General features: G+C 30.6%; 10 protein-coding genes and 1 pseudogene. 5 read left to right on the top strand and 6 right to left on the bottom strand.

The genetic code is table 11. The annotated features are described in order from the left end of the window. Positions 1-304 precede the first annotated feature (304 nt). The 5 genes from FHR24_RS14925 to FHR24_RS14905 all read left to right on the top strand — a co-directional run bounded on the left by FHR24_RS14925 (position 305) and on the right by FHR24_RS14905 (position 10,710). Positions 305-889, top strand: a complete 585-nt coding sequence (locus FHR24_RS14925; protein ID WP_167190790.1) for an RNA polymerase sigma factor — start codon at positions 305-307, stop codon at positions 887-889. A gap of 166 nt (positions 890-1,055) precedes the next feature. After that, the gene (locus tag FHR24_RS14920; protein ID WP_167190787.1) at positions 1,056-2,168 is read left to right on the top strand and encodes a FecR family protein; all 1,113 of its coding nucleotides are present in this window, start codon (positions 1,056-1,058) and stop codon (positions 2,166-2,168) included. Positions 2,169-2,286: 118 nt separating this feature from the next. Then, positions 2,287-5,613 (top strand): TonB-dependent receptor, encoded by a 3,327-nt coding sequence (locus FHR24_RS14915; protein ID WP_167190784.1) that lies wholly within the window; start codon positions 2,287-2,289, stop codon positions 5,611-5,613. Positions 5,614-5,624: 11 nt separating this feature from the next. After that, a complete protein-coding gene (locus tag FHR24_RS14910; protein ID WP_167190781.1) occupies positions 5,625-7,244 on the top strand; it encodes a RagB/SusD family nutrient uptake outer membrane protein in 1,620 nt (539 codons plus the stop codon). Positions 7,245-7,386: 142 nt separating this feature from the next. Then, the gene (locus tag FHR24_RS14905; protein WP_167190778.1) at positions 7,387-10,710 is read left to right on the top strand and encodes an FG-GAP-like repeat-containing protein; all 3,324 of its coding nucleotides are present in this window, start codon (positions 7,387-7,389) and stop codon (positions 10,708-10,710) included. A 58-nt stretch (positions 10,711-10,768) separates the two neighbouring features. On the opposite strand, the gene FHR24_RS14900 is transcribed toward FHR24_RS14905, so the two are convergent. The 6 genes and pseudogenes from FHR24_RS14900 to dnaX all read right to left on the bottom strand — a co-directional run bounded on the left by FHR24_RS14900 (position 10,769) and on the right by dnaX (position 18,740). Beyond that, positions 10,769-12,871: a thioredoxin domain-containing protein gene (locus FHR24_RS14900; RefSeq protein ID WP_167190775.1), complete on the bottom strand. Its 2,103-nt coding sequence runs from the start codon at positions 12,869-12,871 to the stop codon at positions 10,769-10,771. An 84-nt stretch (positions 12,872-12,955) separates the two neighbouring features. Further along, positions 12,956-13,399 carry a DUF4268 domain-containing protein gene (locus tag FHR24_RS14895; RefSeq protein ID WP_167190772.1) on the bottom strand — a complete coding sequence of 148 codons (444 nt, stop codon included), beginning with the start codon at positions 13,397-13,399 and terminating at the stop codon, positions 12,956-12,958. 2 nt (positions 13,400-13,401) lie between these two features. Beyond that, positions 13,402-13,983, bottom strand: a complete 582-nt coding sequence (gene miaE / locus FHR24_RS14890) for a tRNA-(ms[2]io[6]A)-hydroxylase (RefSeq protein ID WP_167190769.1) — start codon at positions 13,981-13,983, stop codon at positions 13,402-13,404. Next, the gene (locus FHR24_RS14885) at positions 13,970-16,186 is read right to left on the bottom strand and encodes a SulP family inorganic anion transporter (protein ID WP_167190766.1); all 2,217 of its coding nucleotides are present in this window, start codon (positions 16,184-16,186) and stop codon (positions 13,970-13,972) included. Before FHR24_RS14885 ends, miaE begins: the two co-directional genes overlap by 14 nt. A gap of 3 nt (positions 16,187-16,189) precedes the next feature. Continuing rightward, a complete protein-coding gene (locus FHR24_RS14880) occupies positions 16,190-16,864 on the bottom strand; it encodes a universal stress protein (protein WP_317166211.1) in 675 nt (224 codons plus the stop codon). Between the two features lie 179 nt (positions 16,865-17,043). Beyond that, positions 17,044-18,740 (bottom strand): annotated as a pseudogene (gene dnaX / locus FHR24_RS14875) (DNA polymerase III subunit gamma/tau). Between the last annotated feature and the right edge of the window lie 74 nt (positions 18,741-18,814).

The following is an 18,814-nucleotide window of genomic DNA, read 5'->3' as shown; positions in this document are numbered from 1 at the left end:
TACCAAATCTTTTTTTAACTTTTTTTAAAGTATTTCTTGAAAAATACTTAAACTATTTAAAACAAGGACGTTGTAACAATAATCACACTGAGTAAAAGTTAATTGTTTTAGACAAAAACTGCAATACCTTATTATAAACACTAGATTCCTTATATATCTATTGATTTGACACACCGAAAACCTTAAAGACAAAAGAATCACAAACAAAACAAGTTTTTAAGAAACAAAAAACACCAAAAAAACGATAACACTAAACATTACACATAATTTAAGTATATTTATTACCGATTTTACAATACTAAAAATGAAAAAGGATTCGGAAAACTCTATATTACTAGAACAAATTAGCAATGGAGATTATACTGCTTTTAAAAAAGTATATGATACTTATGCAAAAAACATGTTCCTTTACGCATATAAAGTATTAGACGATAAAGAGACTTGTGAAGATATTGTGCAAAATTTATTTATTGATTTTTGGAACAAAAGAAACAATCTTGCTATTACGAACTTGAAAGCTTATTTATTTCAGTCGGTAAAATACCAGATCTTTAATCATATTAGAAATAAAAAAATAACCAAAGAGGATCTTACTCGACTTAACTTGGTAGATGTTTCTATGAATGCTATTCAGAAAATGGAATATGTAGAACTTGAAGAATTGATTAAAAGTATAATTAAACACGAACTTCCTGATAGGTGTCAACAAATTTTTATACTAAGTAGGTTTGAACATAAATCAAATAAAGAAATAGCCGAAGAACTTGGGATTACTATACAGGCTGTAAAAAATCAAATATCTAAAGGAATACAAAAAATTAAACTTAGCCTACAGTCTAAAGAAGTTGCGCTATATATTTTAATCACTTACTCTTCTTTATTTTTTTAAACACAAAAAAAACAAGAAAAAACAATGTAATTCTCATTAAAAACACCCAAATAAAAAACATATGATTATTTATTTGGTTTTATTTTAAAAAAAAACACAATCTGACAGTGTACCATCACCTTTTTTTGGGTACTTATATATAGTAGTCTATATAATCAGATTTTAAATGAATAACAAGAGAGCCAAAAAACTATTAACAAAGTATGTTCAAAATGAATGTACTGCTGAAGAAAAAAAATTTCTTGAAAGCTATTTAGCCTCATTTCAAAACAAAGAAATAGATTTTGATTTTGATGAAGCTATTAAAAACAAAGTTTGGTTAAATATTGTATCCGAAACATTTGAATTTAATCAAAAATCAAAAAGTTATTTTAAAACTTATCTTAAGTACGCTGCGACTCTTATAATACTATTAGCATCTGCTTACTGGATTGACAAGTACATCAACTCTGAAAACATAAAACCTAAGATTGAACTTGCAACCAACCAACAAGCTATTATTTTAAAAACTGCTGACAACAACAAAATTGTTATTGATACTAAAGAAAAACAAAGTCTTTATAATAATGGACAATTAGTATGTGAGCAAAAAGGAGAGGCTTTTGATTTTAAAAAAAATGTAGAAACTACAGAACTTGTATTTAATGAAATAACAATACCTAATGGAAGAACTTTTAAAATGACTCTTTCTGACGGTACCTTTGTTCATTTAAACGCAGGATCTATTTTAAAATTCCCTGTAAACTTTGTCAAAAACAAACCAAGAGAAGTCTTTTTATCTGGGGAAGCTTATTTTGAAGTTACTAAAAACAAAAAACATCCTTTTATAGTAAACACAAAACAAATAGGGATTAAAGTCCTGGGAACACATTTTAATGTAAATTCTTATGAAGAAGCATGTCCACAAACTGTACTAGCAGAAGGAAGTATAGCTGTATACCATCAACAAAACAAAAAACAAAAACAATTAATAGTCCCTGGACAAAAGGCTTTTTTTTACAACAACAAAATGAATGTAAAAGAAGTAAATGTAGAAAGAAGTTTAAGTTGGAGAGAAGGACGACTATTATTTAACAATAATAAGTTTATAAATATTATAAAAAAGATTGAAAGAAAGTACAATGTTACAATTCAGAACAAATACACAGAACTTAATAAGTTAAGGTTTAAAGGAAACTTTAAAGACGAGACTGTTATTGATCTTTTAAACACCTTTAAAGAAAGTGCTGGATTTGATTACACCATATTAAACAACCAAATAATTATTAACAAACCCTAAAAACAAACTTAAATGATTTGACCCCAAACAAAAAAGCCGAGAAACGCTGCAACGTTTCACGACTAAAATTGATTTAAAAATCAGAAAAACAATTAACTAATTAAAATCACTCAAAAGTATGAAAAAAACTAACTGGTTTTCTCCTCTTTTAGAAGACACACTAAAAAAGAACAGAAAAATGAAATTAACTATACTATTATTTAGTCTGGCCCTTTTTAACGCGAATGCAAACACATCGTATTCTCAGAATAAAAAAATATCATTAAGTGTAGAAAAAGAATCTATAGAAGACGTATTAGATAAAATAGAATCTTTAAGCGAATTCAAATTCTTTTACAACACTGATGACATTAACGTATCTAAAGAAATAACTTTAAACGTTAACAAAACTTCCATCAAAAATATTCTAAAAGAATTATTTAATGGAAACAAAACCTCTTATGAGGTGATTAAAAATCAAATAGTCTTAAAAAACAACACCAAGGTAAACGATATTATTCAGCAAACCATTATTGTAAAAGGTGTAATTACTGGAGCTAATGGAGAACCGATTCCTGGTGCAAGTGTTGTAGAAAAAGGGACAAACAATGGTGTTGTATCAGATTTTGATGGGAACTTTAACATCAAACTATCATCAAATAGCTCAACAATACTAGTTTCTTTTATAGGCTATAAAACAAAAGAAATTATTATTGGCAATCAAACAAACTTTAACATCCAGTTAGAAGAAGATGCCGCTAGCTTAGACGAAGTTATTATTGTAGGTTATGGTTCTACTAAAAAGAGTGACTTAACTGGAGCAGTATCTCAAGTTACCGCTGAGTCTTTTAAAGATCAACCTTTAATAAGATTAGAAGATGCTTTACAAGGTAGAGCTGCGGGGGTAACCGTTGCTAAATCTAGTGGTTCTCCAGGTGCTGCCGTAAAAGTAAGAATTAGAGGAGCAAATTCAATTACAGGTAATAACGACCCTTTAGTTGTTATTGATGGTATTATTGGAGGAGATTTAAGTACTATAAATCCTAATGACATTGCTAGTATGGATGTATTAAAAGATGCATCTGCAACAGCCGTATATGGTTCTCGTGGTTCTAATGGTGTAATTATGGTTACAACTAAAAAAGGATCTGGTAAGCTAAAGGTAGATTTTGATCATTTTACAAGTATTTCTGAAGTTCCAAAATATTTAGATCAATTAAGTGTGACTGATTTTGCTACTATAGAAAACGCACGAAGAGTACGTGTAGGTGGATCTCCTATTTTTACCAATGCCGAAATTGATGCTTTGGCTCAAAATGGTGGAACAAATTATCAGGATGAAATATATCAAAAAGCAATTAGTAACACTACTCAGGTTTCTGTTAGTGGTAGCGAAGGAGATGTAAGATATTTTTTATCGGGTAACTACACAAAGCAAGATGGTATTGTAATTAATACCGGGTACGACAGAGTAACATTGCGTGCCAATGTAAATGCAAAAGTTAACAACAAGTTAAAAGTTGGATTAAACATTTTTACTAGTAAAAGCTCTACAAAAAACGACTTAAACACTTATAATAGACACCAAGGATCTCCACTACTAAAAGCTCTTACATGGGATCCTACCACACCTGTTTATGATGCAAACGGCAACTATAATTTAAGATCTATTAAAGGAATTGGTTCCTTAAACGACAACCCTGTTTTTGTATTAAAGGAAAGTGATTTTAGAAAACGTAGTAATATTGTTAATTCAACATTAAACCTTAATTATCAAATTTTAGATGAACTTAGTTATAGTATGATTGCAGGTTCATCACAAACAAACAACTCTACACAAAATTACAAAGTAGAAACTGGAGATGATTATTTACCAGATACTGATTATTCTGGAGTTGATATTGCTGCCTTACAATTAAGTAACGTTTTAACATGGCAAAAAGAATTTGGAAAACACAATATTAAAGCAACTGGTGTTTATGAATTTACAACATCAGAAAATAGAACCAACGGATACAATGCCAACGGATTAAGCTTACCTCTAGGATTTTACAGAGGAGATGATTTAGCAGATGCATCTGGGAAAAACGTAAATAATAGTTACACAAAAAGTGTAATTGAATCTTATATGTTACGTGCAGAATATAACTTTAACAATAATTTACTACTTACAGGTACCGTTAGATGGGATGGATCTTCTGTATTTCCATCAGAAAAATGGGGAACCTTCCCTTCTATAGCTGTTGCTTATAATTTGGACGACGAAATTAAAGAAATAGCAAATAGTATAAATGGACTGAAACTTAGATTAGGATTTGGTCAGGTAGGTAATGCAGGAATTGCACCTTACTCTTCTTGGGGTTTATTAACTACAAATCAATATGCATATGATGGAACGAGCCCTACAACAGGAAACATTATTACTAGTTTTGAAAATCCTGATTTAACATGGGAAACAACCACACAGTATAATGCTGGAGTTGATTTAAGCTTTTTTAACAACAGACTAAACACAAGTATTGATGTTTATCATAAAAAAACTACAGACTTATTATTAGATGTACCTGTTAGTGATACCAACGGAGGTAACAACGGAGCAATTAGCATTTATAGCAACATTGGAGAAGTTGAAAACAAAGGACTTGATTTATCTTTCTCAGGAGATATTATCAATCAAGATGAATTTAGATGGAATGCCAATTTAAATTTATCTTTTATGAAAAATAAAGTTACCAAGTTATACGGAGGATTGACAGAATTGGAAGGTACTTTTAAAGCACCAGGTGGTCAGGATAGAAGTGTAAATACTATAATGGTAGGAAAACCATTAGGAGAATTTCTAGGAGCTACATTTTTAGGTACTTGGAAAACAGCTGAAGCAACAGAAGCCGCAACATACGGAAGTTTACCTGGAGATGCTAAATACTTAAGAGATGAGGATGGTGAAATTTTGATAAGCTCAATAGGAAATGGTACACCAACTATGCAATGGGGATTTAACAATACATTTACCTATAACAACTGGGATTTAAATGTTGTAGTACAAGGAGTACATGGTTTTGATGTTTACAATATTGTACAAGCGGCAATTACAGGAGGTGCAGGAGACTCTAGAAGTTTTTTAGCGGCAGAACAAGTAAACCAATGGACAGATACTAACGAAACAGAAATTCCAGCAGGTTCAACTTTTTACAACTCATCTAGATTTGTAGAAAAAGGAGACTTTATTAGATTGAGTAATTTAAATATAGGATATACTTTAAAAGAAATTAAAGGAATTCAATCTTTAAAAATTTATGCAGGAGGTCAAAATTTATTTTTAATTACCGATTATTCAGGATATGACCCAGAACACACTTCTCGTTCTGCAGATGGATCTGGGAATGTAGATGTTGCTGCAGGAATTAATACTGGAGCTTATCCTAACCCTAGAGTTTATAATATTGGTCTTAAAGCAACTTTTTAAAAAATACAATGATGAATTTAAATAAAAAAAATATAACAAAATGTCTTGCTTTTATTTCACTTTCTCTAAGTGTTGTATTTCAAAGCTGTGATATTGATTTAGAAGAGAATGCAGCCACCAATAATGCTGTAATTAAACCCTATGAAATTCAAGAAGACTTAGAATATGGGGTAACAGGTATTTATGGTCAATTAAGACAAGCTGCCTGGATGACCACTTTTTATGTAAATGCCTGGTCTGGAGATGATATTACGACTCACAAAGCAAGTAACAAAGCAGACTTTAGAGAATACGATCAAAGGGCAGTAAGTAATGGAAACTCTAGAACAGCCACCAATTGGAGAGGGGTTTATTCTATGATTCGTGCTGCCAACACAGTATTAGCGAGTAGCGAAAGTTTAACTCTTGAAGATAAAACTTTACAAGATCAATTACTTGGAGAAACTTATTTCTTAAGAGGAACCTTATTCTTTCATTTAACAAGAATCCATGGTAGAATTCCCCTAACTTTAGATGTATCTACACCTGATCCTGAGCTTACTTTAGCCACACAACAACAAGTGTACGAGCAAATAGAAAGTGACTTGTTAACTGCCGAAGGTATGTTGCCTGGCAAAACAGATTTGGGAGCTGTAAAACCTAACTCTGGATCAGCAAGAGCTTTATTAGCTAGACTATATTTAGACTGGGCTGGTTTTCAAGGAGGTGATGTTACAAAATATGCAGATGCAGCTAGTAGTGCCAAACAAGTTATAGACAACAAAGCAACTCACGGTTTTGAATTGGTTGATGATTTTGACGACATCTTTAAATCGAACAATCGTTTTAATAGTGAAGGAGTATGGAGTATTGCCTACTGTAGCTCTTGTGGTTTAGCTAACAGAAAATATGGAAAACTAGGATTGCCTGGTGATTTTGCTGGATGGCAAGAAACATTTGCTGAAATTAGGTTCTTTGAAGATTTTCCAGATAGTCCTAGAAAAGATGCAACATACCATTCTGAAATCCCCGTAAATGTAGAAATTGTTGATGGATCTGAAAAAATAACAGTAACCTCTGATCCTAGTTCTGCAGATAAAATGATTCCTTGGACAGAGTTTAAAGATCAACAAAACCCACTATTCAAAAAAATAGTAGGACCATGGGAAGACAATATCTTTGGTGTTTTTGAAACAGATAGAAATGACTTTTACATGAGATATGCAGAGGTATTATTGATTTATGCCGAAGCTTCTGGTAGATCTGGAAATGTAACTGCAGATTCTTGGGAAGCATTAAACATGATTAGACGAAGAGCCGAAGGTTTGCCTTATGCAACACCAAATGCAGGAGTTGATCTAACTAGTGGGGATATTGCCGAGTTGGCATTTACCGAAAGAAAGTGGGAATTTGCAGGTGAATTTTTACGCTGGTACGATTTGGTACGAATGGAAAGAGTAAGTGATGCTTTGTCTAACAGAGCCCCTCAATCTTCTATAGGAACTATTTATGACACAGATGGAAATCCTACTGCTACACCAATTACTACAGCATCTAACCCTGTGTTAGGTAGTTTAGGAACAGACAATTATTTTGTAGGTATACCTGCAGGAGAGATTGCAAAACACCCAGCTTTAGGAGCAACTGATTAATCATCTTTTAAAACAGTAAAAAAAACGGTTAGGCTATTTATAATATAACCTAACCGTTTTTTAATTTCATTAACTCTTTTGATAAGCAAATAAAACAAACTATTTTTATTACTAACCATTCTAAAAAATTATTCTTTTTAATATGAATAAAACAATCATCTACCTACTTAGTTTTATTATTTTATCTACTACTATTTCTTGTAAAAAAGAAACAAAAAGTCATGTAGAAAAAACAACCCAAAAACTTTTTGAGAAAATTAGCTCTCAAAAATCAGGAGTTAAGTTTATCAATCATTTAGAAGAAACTTTAGACAACAATTATTACCAATACAACTACACTTATATTGGTGGTGGTGTTGCTACTGCCGATTTTAATAACGATGGTTTTATTGATCTATTTTTTACATCAAACGCTAACCCTAACAAAATATACATCAATAAAGGAAATTTAAATTTTAAAGACATTACAGCAAGTAGTGGTATTAAACACATTCCTGGTTTTAATACTGGTGTTACTATTGCCGATGTAAACAACGATGGTTTTCTAGATATTTATGTTTGTAGAGGTGGTGCCAAAAACAACAACAATCAATTTGAAAACTTACTATATATTAATAATGGTGATTTAACCTTTAGCGAAAAAGCCAAAGAATATGGTTTGAATGATAACAATCGAAGTATAAATGCCATATTCTTTGATTTTGATAACGATAATGATTTGGATGTATACATTTCTAACACACCCGATATTACAAGCAAAACAAAAGTAATTGACATTAAATCCATACAAAATGACCCAAACACAATTGCACAAAAGGGAAGTGATCAATTGTATGAAAATGATGGAAATGGACATTTTACCAATATATCTAAAAAAGCAGGTATTCATCCTGATTTAGGTTTTGGTTTAAACCCAATTGTTATAGATACTAATAATGATAGTTACTTAGACATATACGTTAGTAACGATTTTAATTCCCCAGACCTTGCCTACATAAACAATGGAAACGGAACTTTTACCGAAAAAAGTGAGCAAATTGTAAAACATACTGCTTTTAATAGTATGGGGAGCGATGTTGCTGACATGAATAATGATGGTTTTTTTGATTTTATGACTTTAGATATGAATCCCGAAAACTACATACGATCTAAAACAACTATGGGAATGGTATCTATAGAGCAATTTGATTTGATGGTAAAAAAAGGATATCATTACCAATACATGCACAATATGTTACAACTTAATAACGGTAACGGAACCTTTAGTGAAATTAGTCAACTAGCAGGAATTTCTAACACAGATTGGAGTTGGTCTATACTTTCTGCAGATTTTGATTTGGATGGATTTAATGATATATACGTAACCAATGGTGTATATAGAGATGTTATAGACAAAGATAAAAACAATGAAATTCTACAAATATTAAGACAAAACAATAGAAAACCTACCAGAGAAGATTTTTTAAAATATGCTAAAATGTTGCCTCAACAGAAATTAAAAAATTACTTTTTTAAAAACAACGGCGATTTAACATTTACAAACACATCTAATCATTGGAACGAATCACATCCTACTTTTTCTAATGGTGCTGCTTATGCAGATTTAGACAACGACGGAGATTTAGATTTAATTGTAAATAACATTAATGAAGAAGCAACACTTTTAAAAAACAACGCTATTGAATTAAAAACTGGAAATTATTTACAATTAAAATTTAAGGGACCTGAAGACAACAAATTTGGTATAGGAACAAAAATAGTTGCCACTTTAAATGATAAAACTAAAATATCTAGGCAGTTAATCAATACTAGAGGTTTTTTATCTTCGGTTTCTAACAAACTACATGTAGGTTTTCCTACAGACAAATCTATTCATCAGTTACAAATTATTTGGCAAGACGGAAAAACACAAACATTAAAAAACGTTGCCTCAAATCAATTAATTACTATCAACTATTTAGATGCTGAAGAATTTACCAATTCTAAAGAAAATTCTATTAAAAAAATATTTACATCAACAAAAAGCAATTTAAATCATACCGAAAAAATATACAACGACTACAACCAACAAGTATTATTGCCTCATAAATTATCGCAAACTGGACCTTCTGTTGCCAAAACCGACATTAACAAAGATGGTATTGATGATATTTATATTGGAGGAGCACATTCTTATGCAGGTAAAATTTACTTAGGACAAAAAGATGGTAGCTATACACCAACAACAAACACTGCTTTTGAACTTGATAAAAGATATGAAGACGTTGGGGCTTGCTTTTTTGATGCAGATAATGATGGTGATGACGATTTGTATGTAATAAGTGGTAGTTATGAATTTGTAAAAAAACCAAAACTCTTAATTGATAGGCTGTACCTAAACAATGGAAAAGGAAAATTTACCAAAGCTAAAAACAGTTTACCTATATTTTCTGCCAACGGATCTGTAGTAACTTCGGCAGATTTTGACAATGACGGAGATTTAGATTTATTTATAGGTGGTCGGGTAACACCTGGTAAATACCCTTATGCTGAACAAAGTTATTTACTAACAAACAACAAAGGAAAGTTTACAATAGCAACCAGCAATTTAGCTCCAGAACTTAGCCATATTGGAATGGTTACAGATGCTGTTTGGTTTGATATTAATAAAGATCAAAATTTAGATTTAATTGTTTGCGGAGAATGGATGGGAATTCAGGTTTTTATCAACGAACACAACAAATTGGTGAAAAGTAGCAATTACAAAATTTTAAATACTTCTGTTGGTTGGTGGAATAAACTATTGATTGCAGATATAGACCATGATGGGGATGATGATATTGTAGCGGGTAATTTAGGTTTAAACTATAAATTTCATGCAACTAAAGAAAAGCCTTTTCATATTTACACCAAAGATTTTGATTTTAATGGTGTAGAAGATATTTTTTTAGCCAAAAACTATCATGAAAAACTAGTCCCTATAAGAGGTAAAGGTTGTACGGCACAACAAATGCCACATTTAAAAAACAAAATAAAAACCTATACAGGTTTTGCCAACTTAGATATTAAAGAAATTGTAGGACCTGGAATAAAATCGGCATTGCATTATGAAGCTACCGAATTTAGATCTGGAATTTTTAAACAAAACAGCACTGGTACTTTTTATTTTGAAGCTTTTACAAATCAAGTGCAACAATCCCCTATAAATAGTATTTTGTATGCAGATTTTGACCATGATGGCATAAATGATTTATTATTGGCAGGTAACAATTATATGTCTGAAGTTGAAACCACCAGAGCAGATTCTGGTACTGGCTGCTATTTAAAAGGAAACAACAACGGAATATTTGAATTTGTAAACTCTATAGATTCTGGCTTTTTTGCAGATAAAGATGTTAGAAATATGGTTCTTTTAAACAACCAAAAATTTAAAAATGTATTGGTTATTAACAACAACAATCAACACAATTTGTTTAAAGTACAATAAACCATAACTACAGAACAAAAAAGGGATAACAATTACAATTGTTATCCCTTTTTTTGTTCTAATTTTCTAACAGTTTTAAAGCTTGTTTAGAATTTGTAACTGGTAATTTACAAGCCCCTTCAATACATATATATACATAAGTACTTCCTAATACAAACCTATCTTTTAACAAAGGAGCATTGCTATTGATAAAACTCCCCACTATTAATTTATTAGGAATGTATTTTTGGTTTATTTCTTTAATTAACTCAATTGCATTTTTCCCTACTACGGCAACCTCATAATAATTATCAGATAGATCTGCATACAACTGTAACCAATTAGAATAAGAAGACGGGTATTGTTTTAGTTCCGATTTAACATTATTCAACATTTGCTTGCTTGTTTGTACATATAATTTATGATCAAAATAATGTCCTAATTTTAATAAATTTCTAGCCATTACAGAGTTAGATGATGGAATTACATTATCCACTGTTATTATTTTTCGGGTAATCAACTGTTCATCCTCATAGGATGTAAAATAAAACATTCCCAATTCTTTGTTGTAAAAATAAGTCCAAGTATATTGTGTTAACTCGTTTGCTAATTTTAGCCACTGTGAATCTAGTGTGTTTTCATACAAAGCAATATATCCATCAATAACACTTGCATAATCTTCTAAGTATCCGTTAATAGTACTTTTTCCGTTTTTATAATTGTGATACAATCCTCCCTCTTTTTTTAATTGATGTTCTTTTATAAACTGTGCATTTTTAAGTGCTGCTTTTAAAAATTTAGCATCATTAAAAACACGATACGCATCTACATTTGCTTTTAACATTAAACCGTTCCACGATGTTAATACTTTATCATCTAACCCTGGTTTTTCTCTTTTTGTTCGTTTAGTTAATAACCTTTTTCTCCAGCTATTTATTTTATTAGTTAAATCACCAGTAGATATATTTAATTTTAATGCCAATGATTTTGTATCCTCAATTTTAATCAAATGATATTTGTCTTGCTCCCACACACCTTGCTCATCTATATGGTATACTTTAGAAAACAAGTTAAAATCATCACCTAAAATATTTTGTAACTCTTTTTGTGTCCAAACATAATAAGCACCTTCTTCACTTTGTCCATTTTCTTTTCTAACATCTGCATCAATAGAAGAGTAAAAAGCTCCTTGTTTACTTGTTAATTCTCTAGTTACAAAATCAAAAGTTTGGTAAACAACATCTTTATATAATTCTTTTTTAGTTATCAAATAAGCATCGGCATACAAACTAATGAGCTGTGCATTGTCGTACAACATTTTTTCAAAATGAGGAATATGCCAATTTTCATCGGTAGCATATCTGGAAAATCCACCTCCTACCTGATCAAAAATTCCTCCCAAAGCCATTTTGTCTAAGGTAGTACTTACATGGTTCTGTAGTTTCTTATTGTTACTTTGTACAGCATACCTTAACAAAAATTGATAATTACTTGGCATAGGAAATTTTGGAACTCTTTTACTTCCTCCATTTTTTATATCAAAATCTTGTTGCCAATTGGTAACTAATGAATCTAAGTCTTGTTTTTGAAATTTTATAGCATCAGAGTTATAAGTCACCAACTCTGCATTATTAATTCCTTGGGTTAAATTATCTGCATACGTTATAATTTCATTAGGATTTTCTTTATACGCTGTAGCTATTTGTGTTAATGCAGACAACCATTGTTTTTTTGGAAAATAAGTTCCTCCCCAAAAAGGTTTACCGTTTGGCAAAGCAATACAGTTTAATGGCCAACCACCACTACCTGTTATTAGCTGAACAGCCGTCATATAGGTTTGATCTATATCTGGTCTTTCTTCTCTATCAACTTTTATATTGATAAAGTTTTCGTTCATCACCTTAGCCACGCTGTCGTTTTCAAAACTTTCATGTTCCATTACATGACACCAATGGCAAGCCGCATAACCAACAGAAATTAAAAGTAATTTATTTTCTCTTTTGGCTTTATCTAAAGTTTCTTGATTCCAAGCATGCCAATTTACAGGATTGTGTGCATGTTGTAACAAGTACGGACTTGTTTCGTGAATTAATTGATTGGTATGCTTATGTTCTTTTTTTGTTTTTTGATGACAACTAAATAAGAAAAAAGAAATAAAAATTCCTAAAAGGTAGTGTTGCATTGGTTACAAGTTTTGTTAAATATAATAAAGTACTTATGCACAAGCACAGTATTATATCTGTTTTTAACAAAACTGATACAATTCTTATTTTACAACTGCTTGTTCTATATAATCTTGATATTCATACCAAAATAGTTCAAACTGATGCATGGTTTCATTAAAAAACGCATAACAGTCTGACCAAGTATCTTTATTATTAATACTAAATTTAGTGGTATGCACCACATATATACGACTGATTAGTTTTCCATTTTCTAGATAATAATCTTTATCAAAAATTACTTCTGCTAAAAATTCGGTTTCTAAAATTTTCTTTAACGACAGCAATTGGTCAAAAAGTAATTCTCTTTGTATACTGTCTGAAGATTCTATGTCTAAAGTTACTTCTGCTTTTTTTCTATCGGCAACAAACTTAAAACTAAAGTCTTTAATTCTGGTGTTGTACAAAACCCATTTTCTAGGAAAAGATTTTCCATAGCTTACCCAAAACTCTTTTCTTATTTTGGCAGACTCTTCTTTACTATACATAATTATCCGTGTATAGACTCTTGAGTTCCTAAATTTTTCATCAATGTAGCTTCATATTCTAACAAGGCTTGCCATTTTTCATCTACCTCTGTTCTATCTCCATATTGACGTGCAAAATTTAAAAATAACGTATAGTGGTTTGCTTCAGACACCATTAAGTCTCTATAAAACTTAGCTAATTCTTGATCTTCTAAGTTTTCTGACAACAAACGAAAACGCTCACAACTACGAGCTTCTATTAAAGCAGCATACAATAATCTATGTACTAATTGATTGGTTCTACTCCCTCCTTTAGGAAAGAATTTTATCAAATCCATTACATATAAATCTTTTCTGTCTCTACCTAAAACTACTCCTTTTGCAATTAACCTATCGTGAACCAGTTTAAAATGACTCATTTCTTCTTTAACCAAAGCAATCATTTCTGTAACTAGCTCTGTGTATTCTGGAAAACTTACAATTAATGATATAGCTGTAGATGCTGCCTTTTGCTCGCAATGTGCATGATCTATTAATATTTCGTCAATATTTTTTTCTGCAATATTTACCCACCTTGGGTCTGTTGGTAATTTAAGCCCTAACATATGCTGTTTCTTTAATTAATTTTTCAAATCGCAATCCAAAATCTATCATTGCTTTTATTTCTTTTACACTTGCCAATCTTTCTTTCTTAAAAATTAGCAATCCATTTTGATTAGATTCTATGTGATAATAAATATTACTTTCTAAAAACAAAATAATCTCATCTGTAAAAAAATCTAAAACGGCTTGTCTATCTTCTCCAGACAAATAAAATCTTTTGTTAAAATCCGGATGATTTTCTACTTCAATATCTGCGAAATTGGTGAATTGTTTTACATACTCAAACAAACCTTCTTTATCTAGCGTAAAATTTGGGATTGGATCATCTACTTTTACGTGAAATACCGTAGAACGGATTAACTGACGAGCAATAAAAGCACCTTCGGTAAAAACAACATCAAATAATTTATCGTTTCCGTTTTTTAATAAATTTTTTGTTCTTTCTACTCTTCTTGTTTTAAAATAGTTAAAATCCGACAACAAAGCTATGGAGCCTGTAACAAACGGAGTGTACTCCCATCCAAAGTCATTAGCTATTTGCGCTAAATTCTTTTGTCTTTTGGTTAAAGAAAGTTCACTATCTTTTTGTGGTGTTTTATTTATGTTTCTAGGTGCAAAAGGGTGTAAAGTTCCTGCTCCATGCATATCTAAACCTACAACTTCTAAATTTCCTTGTTTACTTTCAAATTTTTCTACATAGGTATGTATGTTTTCCATAACCGTATTATCTACAAAACGACAACGAGAAAAATCTACAACCACATTCTCGTGTTCTGGAATTAAGTTTAACTTATTTTTTAATCTATAAAAATTAATAAAAGAACTAAAGTTTTTTACACTTACATAATAACTTCCATCTCTTTCTTTGTACATTAAAACATTTGGCTTTAATGTATTTCTAACAAATATTATAATTCCTTTATTTACAATTATATGAACTACAAAAGTTGCGAAAATCCCAACTAAAATTCCTATAATTAAACTTGTGAATATAGTTGTTAATAGAGTCGCAAAAAAAATAACTAACTGCTCGTACCCTACTTTAGAAACCGCCAGAATATTTTTAGGAGCTGCCAATTTATATCCAGTATACACCAAAATTGCAGCCAATGCTGATAGAGGTATCATTTTTAACTGCGTTTGAAACAAAATTAAAAATGCTAACAAAAACAAAGCGTGAAACAAGTTAGCAGATCTATTTGTTGCTTTGTTGTTTACATTTACAGAACTACGCGCTATTACTGTTACTACATTTAAACCTCCCAAAAAACCACTTGTCATAGTTGCTAAACCCAAAGCCTTTAAATCTCTATTTACATTAGACCTACGTTTTAAAGGATCTAACTGATCTACTGCTTTTATACTTAACAAAGACTCTATGCTTGCTATTAATGTTATAGAAATAACAGCTGTTATAAATTCTGCATTAAAAGCTTTACCAAAATTAGGAAAGGCCAAATTAGAAAAAACATCATCTGGAATATTAATCAACCATGCTTTGTCTATAGGGTGTTCTTGCTTTAGGACCAACTGAAAAAAGTAACTCAATCCTACAGCAAAAACCACTATCCACATTGGAGCTGGAATTAATTGAAAATATTTGTTTCTAATTTTTGCATGAAAAATCATAATAAACAAACTAACCAAACCTACAATTCCTGCATAAAAAAAGTTATGATTTTCTGTTACGATAAATGTTTGAATTGTTTTAGGAATTTCTAATAACAACTCTACCAAACCTCCATCTTCATTAGAATTTCCTAACATTACATGAAACTGTTTGGCAAAAATTCCAATTCCAATAGCGGCTAACATACCTTGTATTGCAGTAGATGGAAAAAAATCGCTTAGAATTCCTAACCTTAGGAATCCTAACAAAATCATAATTGCACCTGATACAACAATAGCTGCAAGTGTATATGCAAACCCTAACTGTAAATCTCCATGACCTAAAGTAGTAATAGCAGTTAACAATACAACTACCAACCCGTTACCAGGTCCTGTAATAGTAACGTTAGAGCCTCCAAAAATAGCGACAATAACACCACCAACAACCGCTGAAATTACTCCAGAAATTGGTGGAGCTTCTGATGCTAAAGCCAATCCCAATCCTAAGGGTAATGCAATTAGAGAAACTACAAATCCTGAAAAAATATTTTGGGGTAAAGCAGCTAAAAATTGGTTTGATTCTTTTTGTTGTGGCATATATTATTTTATAATTAATACATCTGTTGGCAATTCTGACAAAATAAAACTCAAGTCATTTGCTACTATTTTTTTTACAAAATTTAAATGAGTTGGAGTATGCATTATTAATAATTCTGATCTAACAACACGTGCATAATGACCTATAGAATAACCACTTTTACCAAAAATACCCTGTAATTTAATATCTATTGGTTCTTTAAATTCTTTAGGAATTACTTTTAATATTTTTTTAACTCTTAAATTTTCTTGATGTGTTTTTCTTTCGTGATTAATAGCTGCTCTTCTTAAAGACCTATCGTCGTCTACTTTTACCTCTGTATTATTAATCTCCTCTACAATGGTTATTTTTTTTGAAGACAAACTGTTGGCTACATAAAAAGCTGTTGAAATAGTTTCGTGTGATTTTTCTGACTCTAAACCATTCACAACAATGTGTTTTTTATAAATTTCTTTTTGAGATTGATTCATAATAAGTAAAACAGAACATTTTACTTTTTTAGTGAGCTTTCTGGCTACGGAACCTAAATAATGTTTCATTAATTTTTCTCGCTTTACAGCTCCTAAAATCAATAAATCAATTTTGTTTTCTTCACATATTTTAGACAATACCTTAATTGGTTTTCCTTGTTCAAAAATATAAGCAACCTCTCCTGCAAAAGCAAACTCTTTAACAATAGCTTTAAGTTTATCTATTTTATGAGACTCTTCTTCTCCAATATGAACGACATATAACTTTGCTTTAAAGTACGTTGCATACCTACAAGCCTCTACTATATTTGCTTTTAAATTTGGAGAAAAAGCAGCACCTACTAATATTCTTTTAAATTCTTTAATGACTATTGCTTTTAAACTAATTAAATATTTAATCCAAATTTATTTTTTAATAACAATACGTTTGGATTTGATTCTACCAACTTTTTAAATTTCTCTTGAGGAGTATAAATATATTTTTTCTTTTCTGATTGAACAACTACTGTCTTTATTTGGATTCCATAATTATTTAATTCTTGTCTTAAATAATTTAACAATCTAGACCTAACCGCACCAAACTGTTCTTCCATCAATAAATTGGGTAAAGCAAAAATAATTTCTCCATTTTTTAAAACGGGTTTATTTGCATTTACAATAGAAAACATATTTAACTCTCCATCTTGTTTTAACTTATTCCCAAAATAGTTCCACTGTTCTACCAATTGCATTTCCGAAAATGCATCTTTGGGCTTGTTGCTAATATCATCTTCACTAGCAACATAATCAATATCGGTAAGTTTGTTGTGTACTTTTTTTAAGGATAAAGCAGAAGTTCTTCGTTTTCTAGCAGGTTGATTTACTATTTCTTTCTTAGGTTCTACAACGTTTACGGCAACCTCTTTTTTTATAATTTGTGCAACTCCTTTGTTAGTTTCTACTTTTGGATTTTGTGATACTATTGCAGAACTTACTCTAAAAAAAGTAGCTGGTATTATAAAGTTACTGCTTTTTTTTTTACATCACTAAAGGTGATAGAAGCTAACTGCATTAAACAAAGTTCTACTAACAACCTTTGGTTTTTACTAGTTTTGTATTGCAAATCACAATTATTTGCTTTGTCTATAGCAGTAATTAAAAAAGATAATTCTACTTTATTAGCTTGTTCTAGATATTGTTTTTTAGCATTATCTCCAACTTCTAGCAACTGAACAGTAGCATTGTCTTTTGCAACTAACAAATCTCTAAAGTGAGAAGCCAATCCGTTTATAAAATGTTGCCCATCAAATCCTTTTGATAAAACTGAATTAAACTCTATTAAAACATCTGGAATTTTATTTTCTATCAACAAATCAGTTACTTTAAAATAAATGTCATAATCTAATACATTTAAATTTTCGGTTACTGCTTGTCTTGTTAGTTCTTTTCCAGCAAAGCTTACAACTCTATCATAAATAGACAAAGCATCACGCATTGCTCCATCTGCTTTTTGAGCAATTACATGTAAAGCGTCATCTTCTGCATTTACACCTTCTTGTTCTGCTATATATTTTAAATGATCTTTAGCAGACAATACTGTTATTCTCTTAAAATCAAAAATTTGACATCTTGATAGAATAGTCGGTATAATTTTATGCTTCTCGGTAGTAGCTAAAATAAAAATAGCATGTGTAGGTGGCTCTTCTAATGTTTTTAAAAAAGCATTAAAAGCTGCTTGAGATAACATGTGTACCTCATCAATAATATAAACTTTGTATTTTCCTACTTGTGGTGGTATTCTAACTTGCTCTATTAAAGATCTAATATCATCAACAGAATTGTTAGAAGCAGCATCTAATTCAAATACATTAAATGCAAAATCGTCTTCTACTTCGGTGTTAGTTGCTTGTTCGTTTATTTTTTTAGCTAAAATACGAGCACACGTCGTTTTTCCTACACCTCTGGGACCTGTAAACAATAAAGCTTGTGCTAAATGATTATTTTTTATTGCATTCTCTAAAGTATTCGTAATTGCCTGTTGCCCAACTACATCTTTAAATGTAAGTGGTCTATACTTTCTTGCAGATACAATAAATGGTTCCATGTAAAAAAATTATTAAAACAAATATACCTATTTGTACAATGCTAGACAACTCACTAGGTTTATAAAAAAAAGAA

This window comes from Wenyingzhuangia heitensis (genome assembly GCF_011762155.1).
GTDB classification, from domain to species: Bacteria; Bacteroidota; Bacteroidia; order Flavobacteriales; family Flavobacteriaceae; genus Wenyingzhuangia; species Wenyingzhuangia heitensis.
Note: the sequence above shows the minus strand (reverse complement) of the source record. Positions and strands in the feature narration are given on the sequence as shown.

What these genes read in the sequence shown, in the direction of transcription:
- FHR24_RS14925 (WP_167190790.1), top strand. Translation starts at nt 305, where the DNA reads ATGAAAAAGGATTCGGAAAACTCTATATTACTAGAACAAATTAGCAAT.
- FHR24_RS14920 (WP_167190787.1), top strand. Translation starts at nt 1,056, where the DNA reads ATGAATAACAAGAGAGCCAAAAAACTATTAACAAAGTATGTTCAAAAT.
- FHR24_RS14915 (WP_167190784.1), top strand. Translation starts at nt 2,287, where the DNA reads ATGAAAAAAACTAACTGGTTTTCTCCTCTTTTAGAAGACACACTAAAA.
- FHR24_RS14910 (WP_167190781.1), top strand. Translation starts at nt 5,625, where the DNA reads ATGAATTTAAATAAAAAAAATATAACAAAATGTCTTGCTTTTATTTCA.
- FHR24_RS14905 (WP_167190778.1), top strand. Translation starts at nt 7,387, where the DNA reads ATGAATAAAACAATCATCTACCTACTTAGTTTTATTATTTTATCTACT.
- FHR24_RS14900 (WP_167190775.1), bottom strand. Translation starts at nt 12,871, where the DNA reads ATGCAACACTACCTTTTAGGAATTTTTATTTCTTTTTTCTTATTTAGT.
- FHR24_RS14895 (WP_167190772.1), bottom strand. Translation starts at nt 13,399, where the DNA reads ATGTATAGTAAAGAAGAGTCTGCCAAAATAAGAAAAGAGTTTTGGGTA.
- miaE (WP_167190769.1), bottom strand. Translation starts at nt 13,983, where the DNA reads ATGTTAGGGCTTAAATTACCAACAGACCCAAGGTGGGTAAATATTGCA.
- FHR24_RS14885 (WP_167190766.1), bottom strand. Translation starts at nt 16,186, where the DNA reads ATGCCACAACAAAAAGAATCAAACCAATTTTTAGCTGCTTTACCCCAA.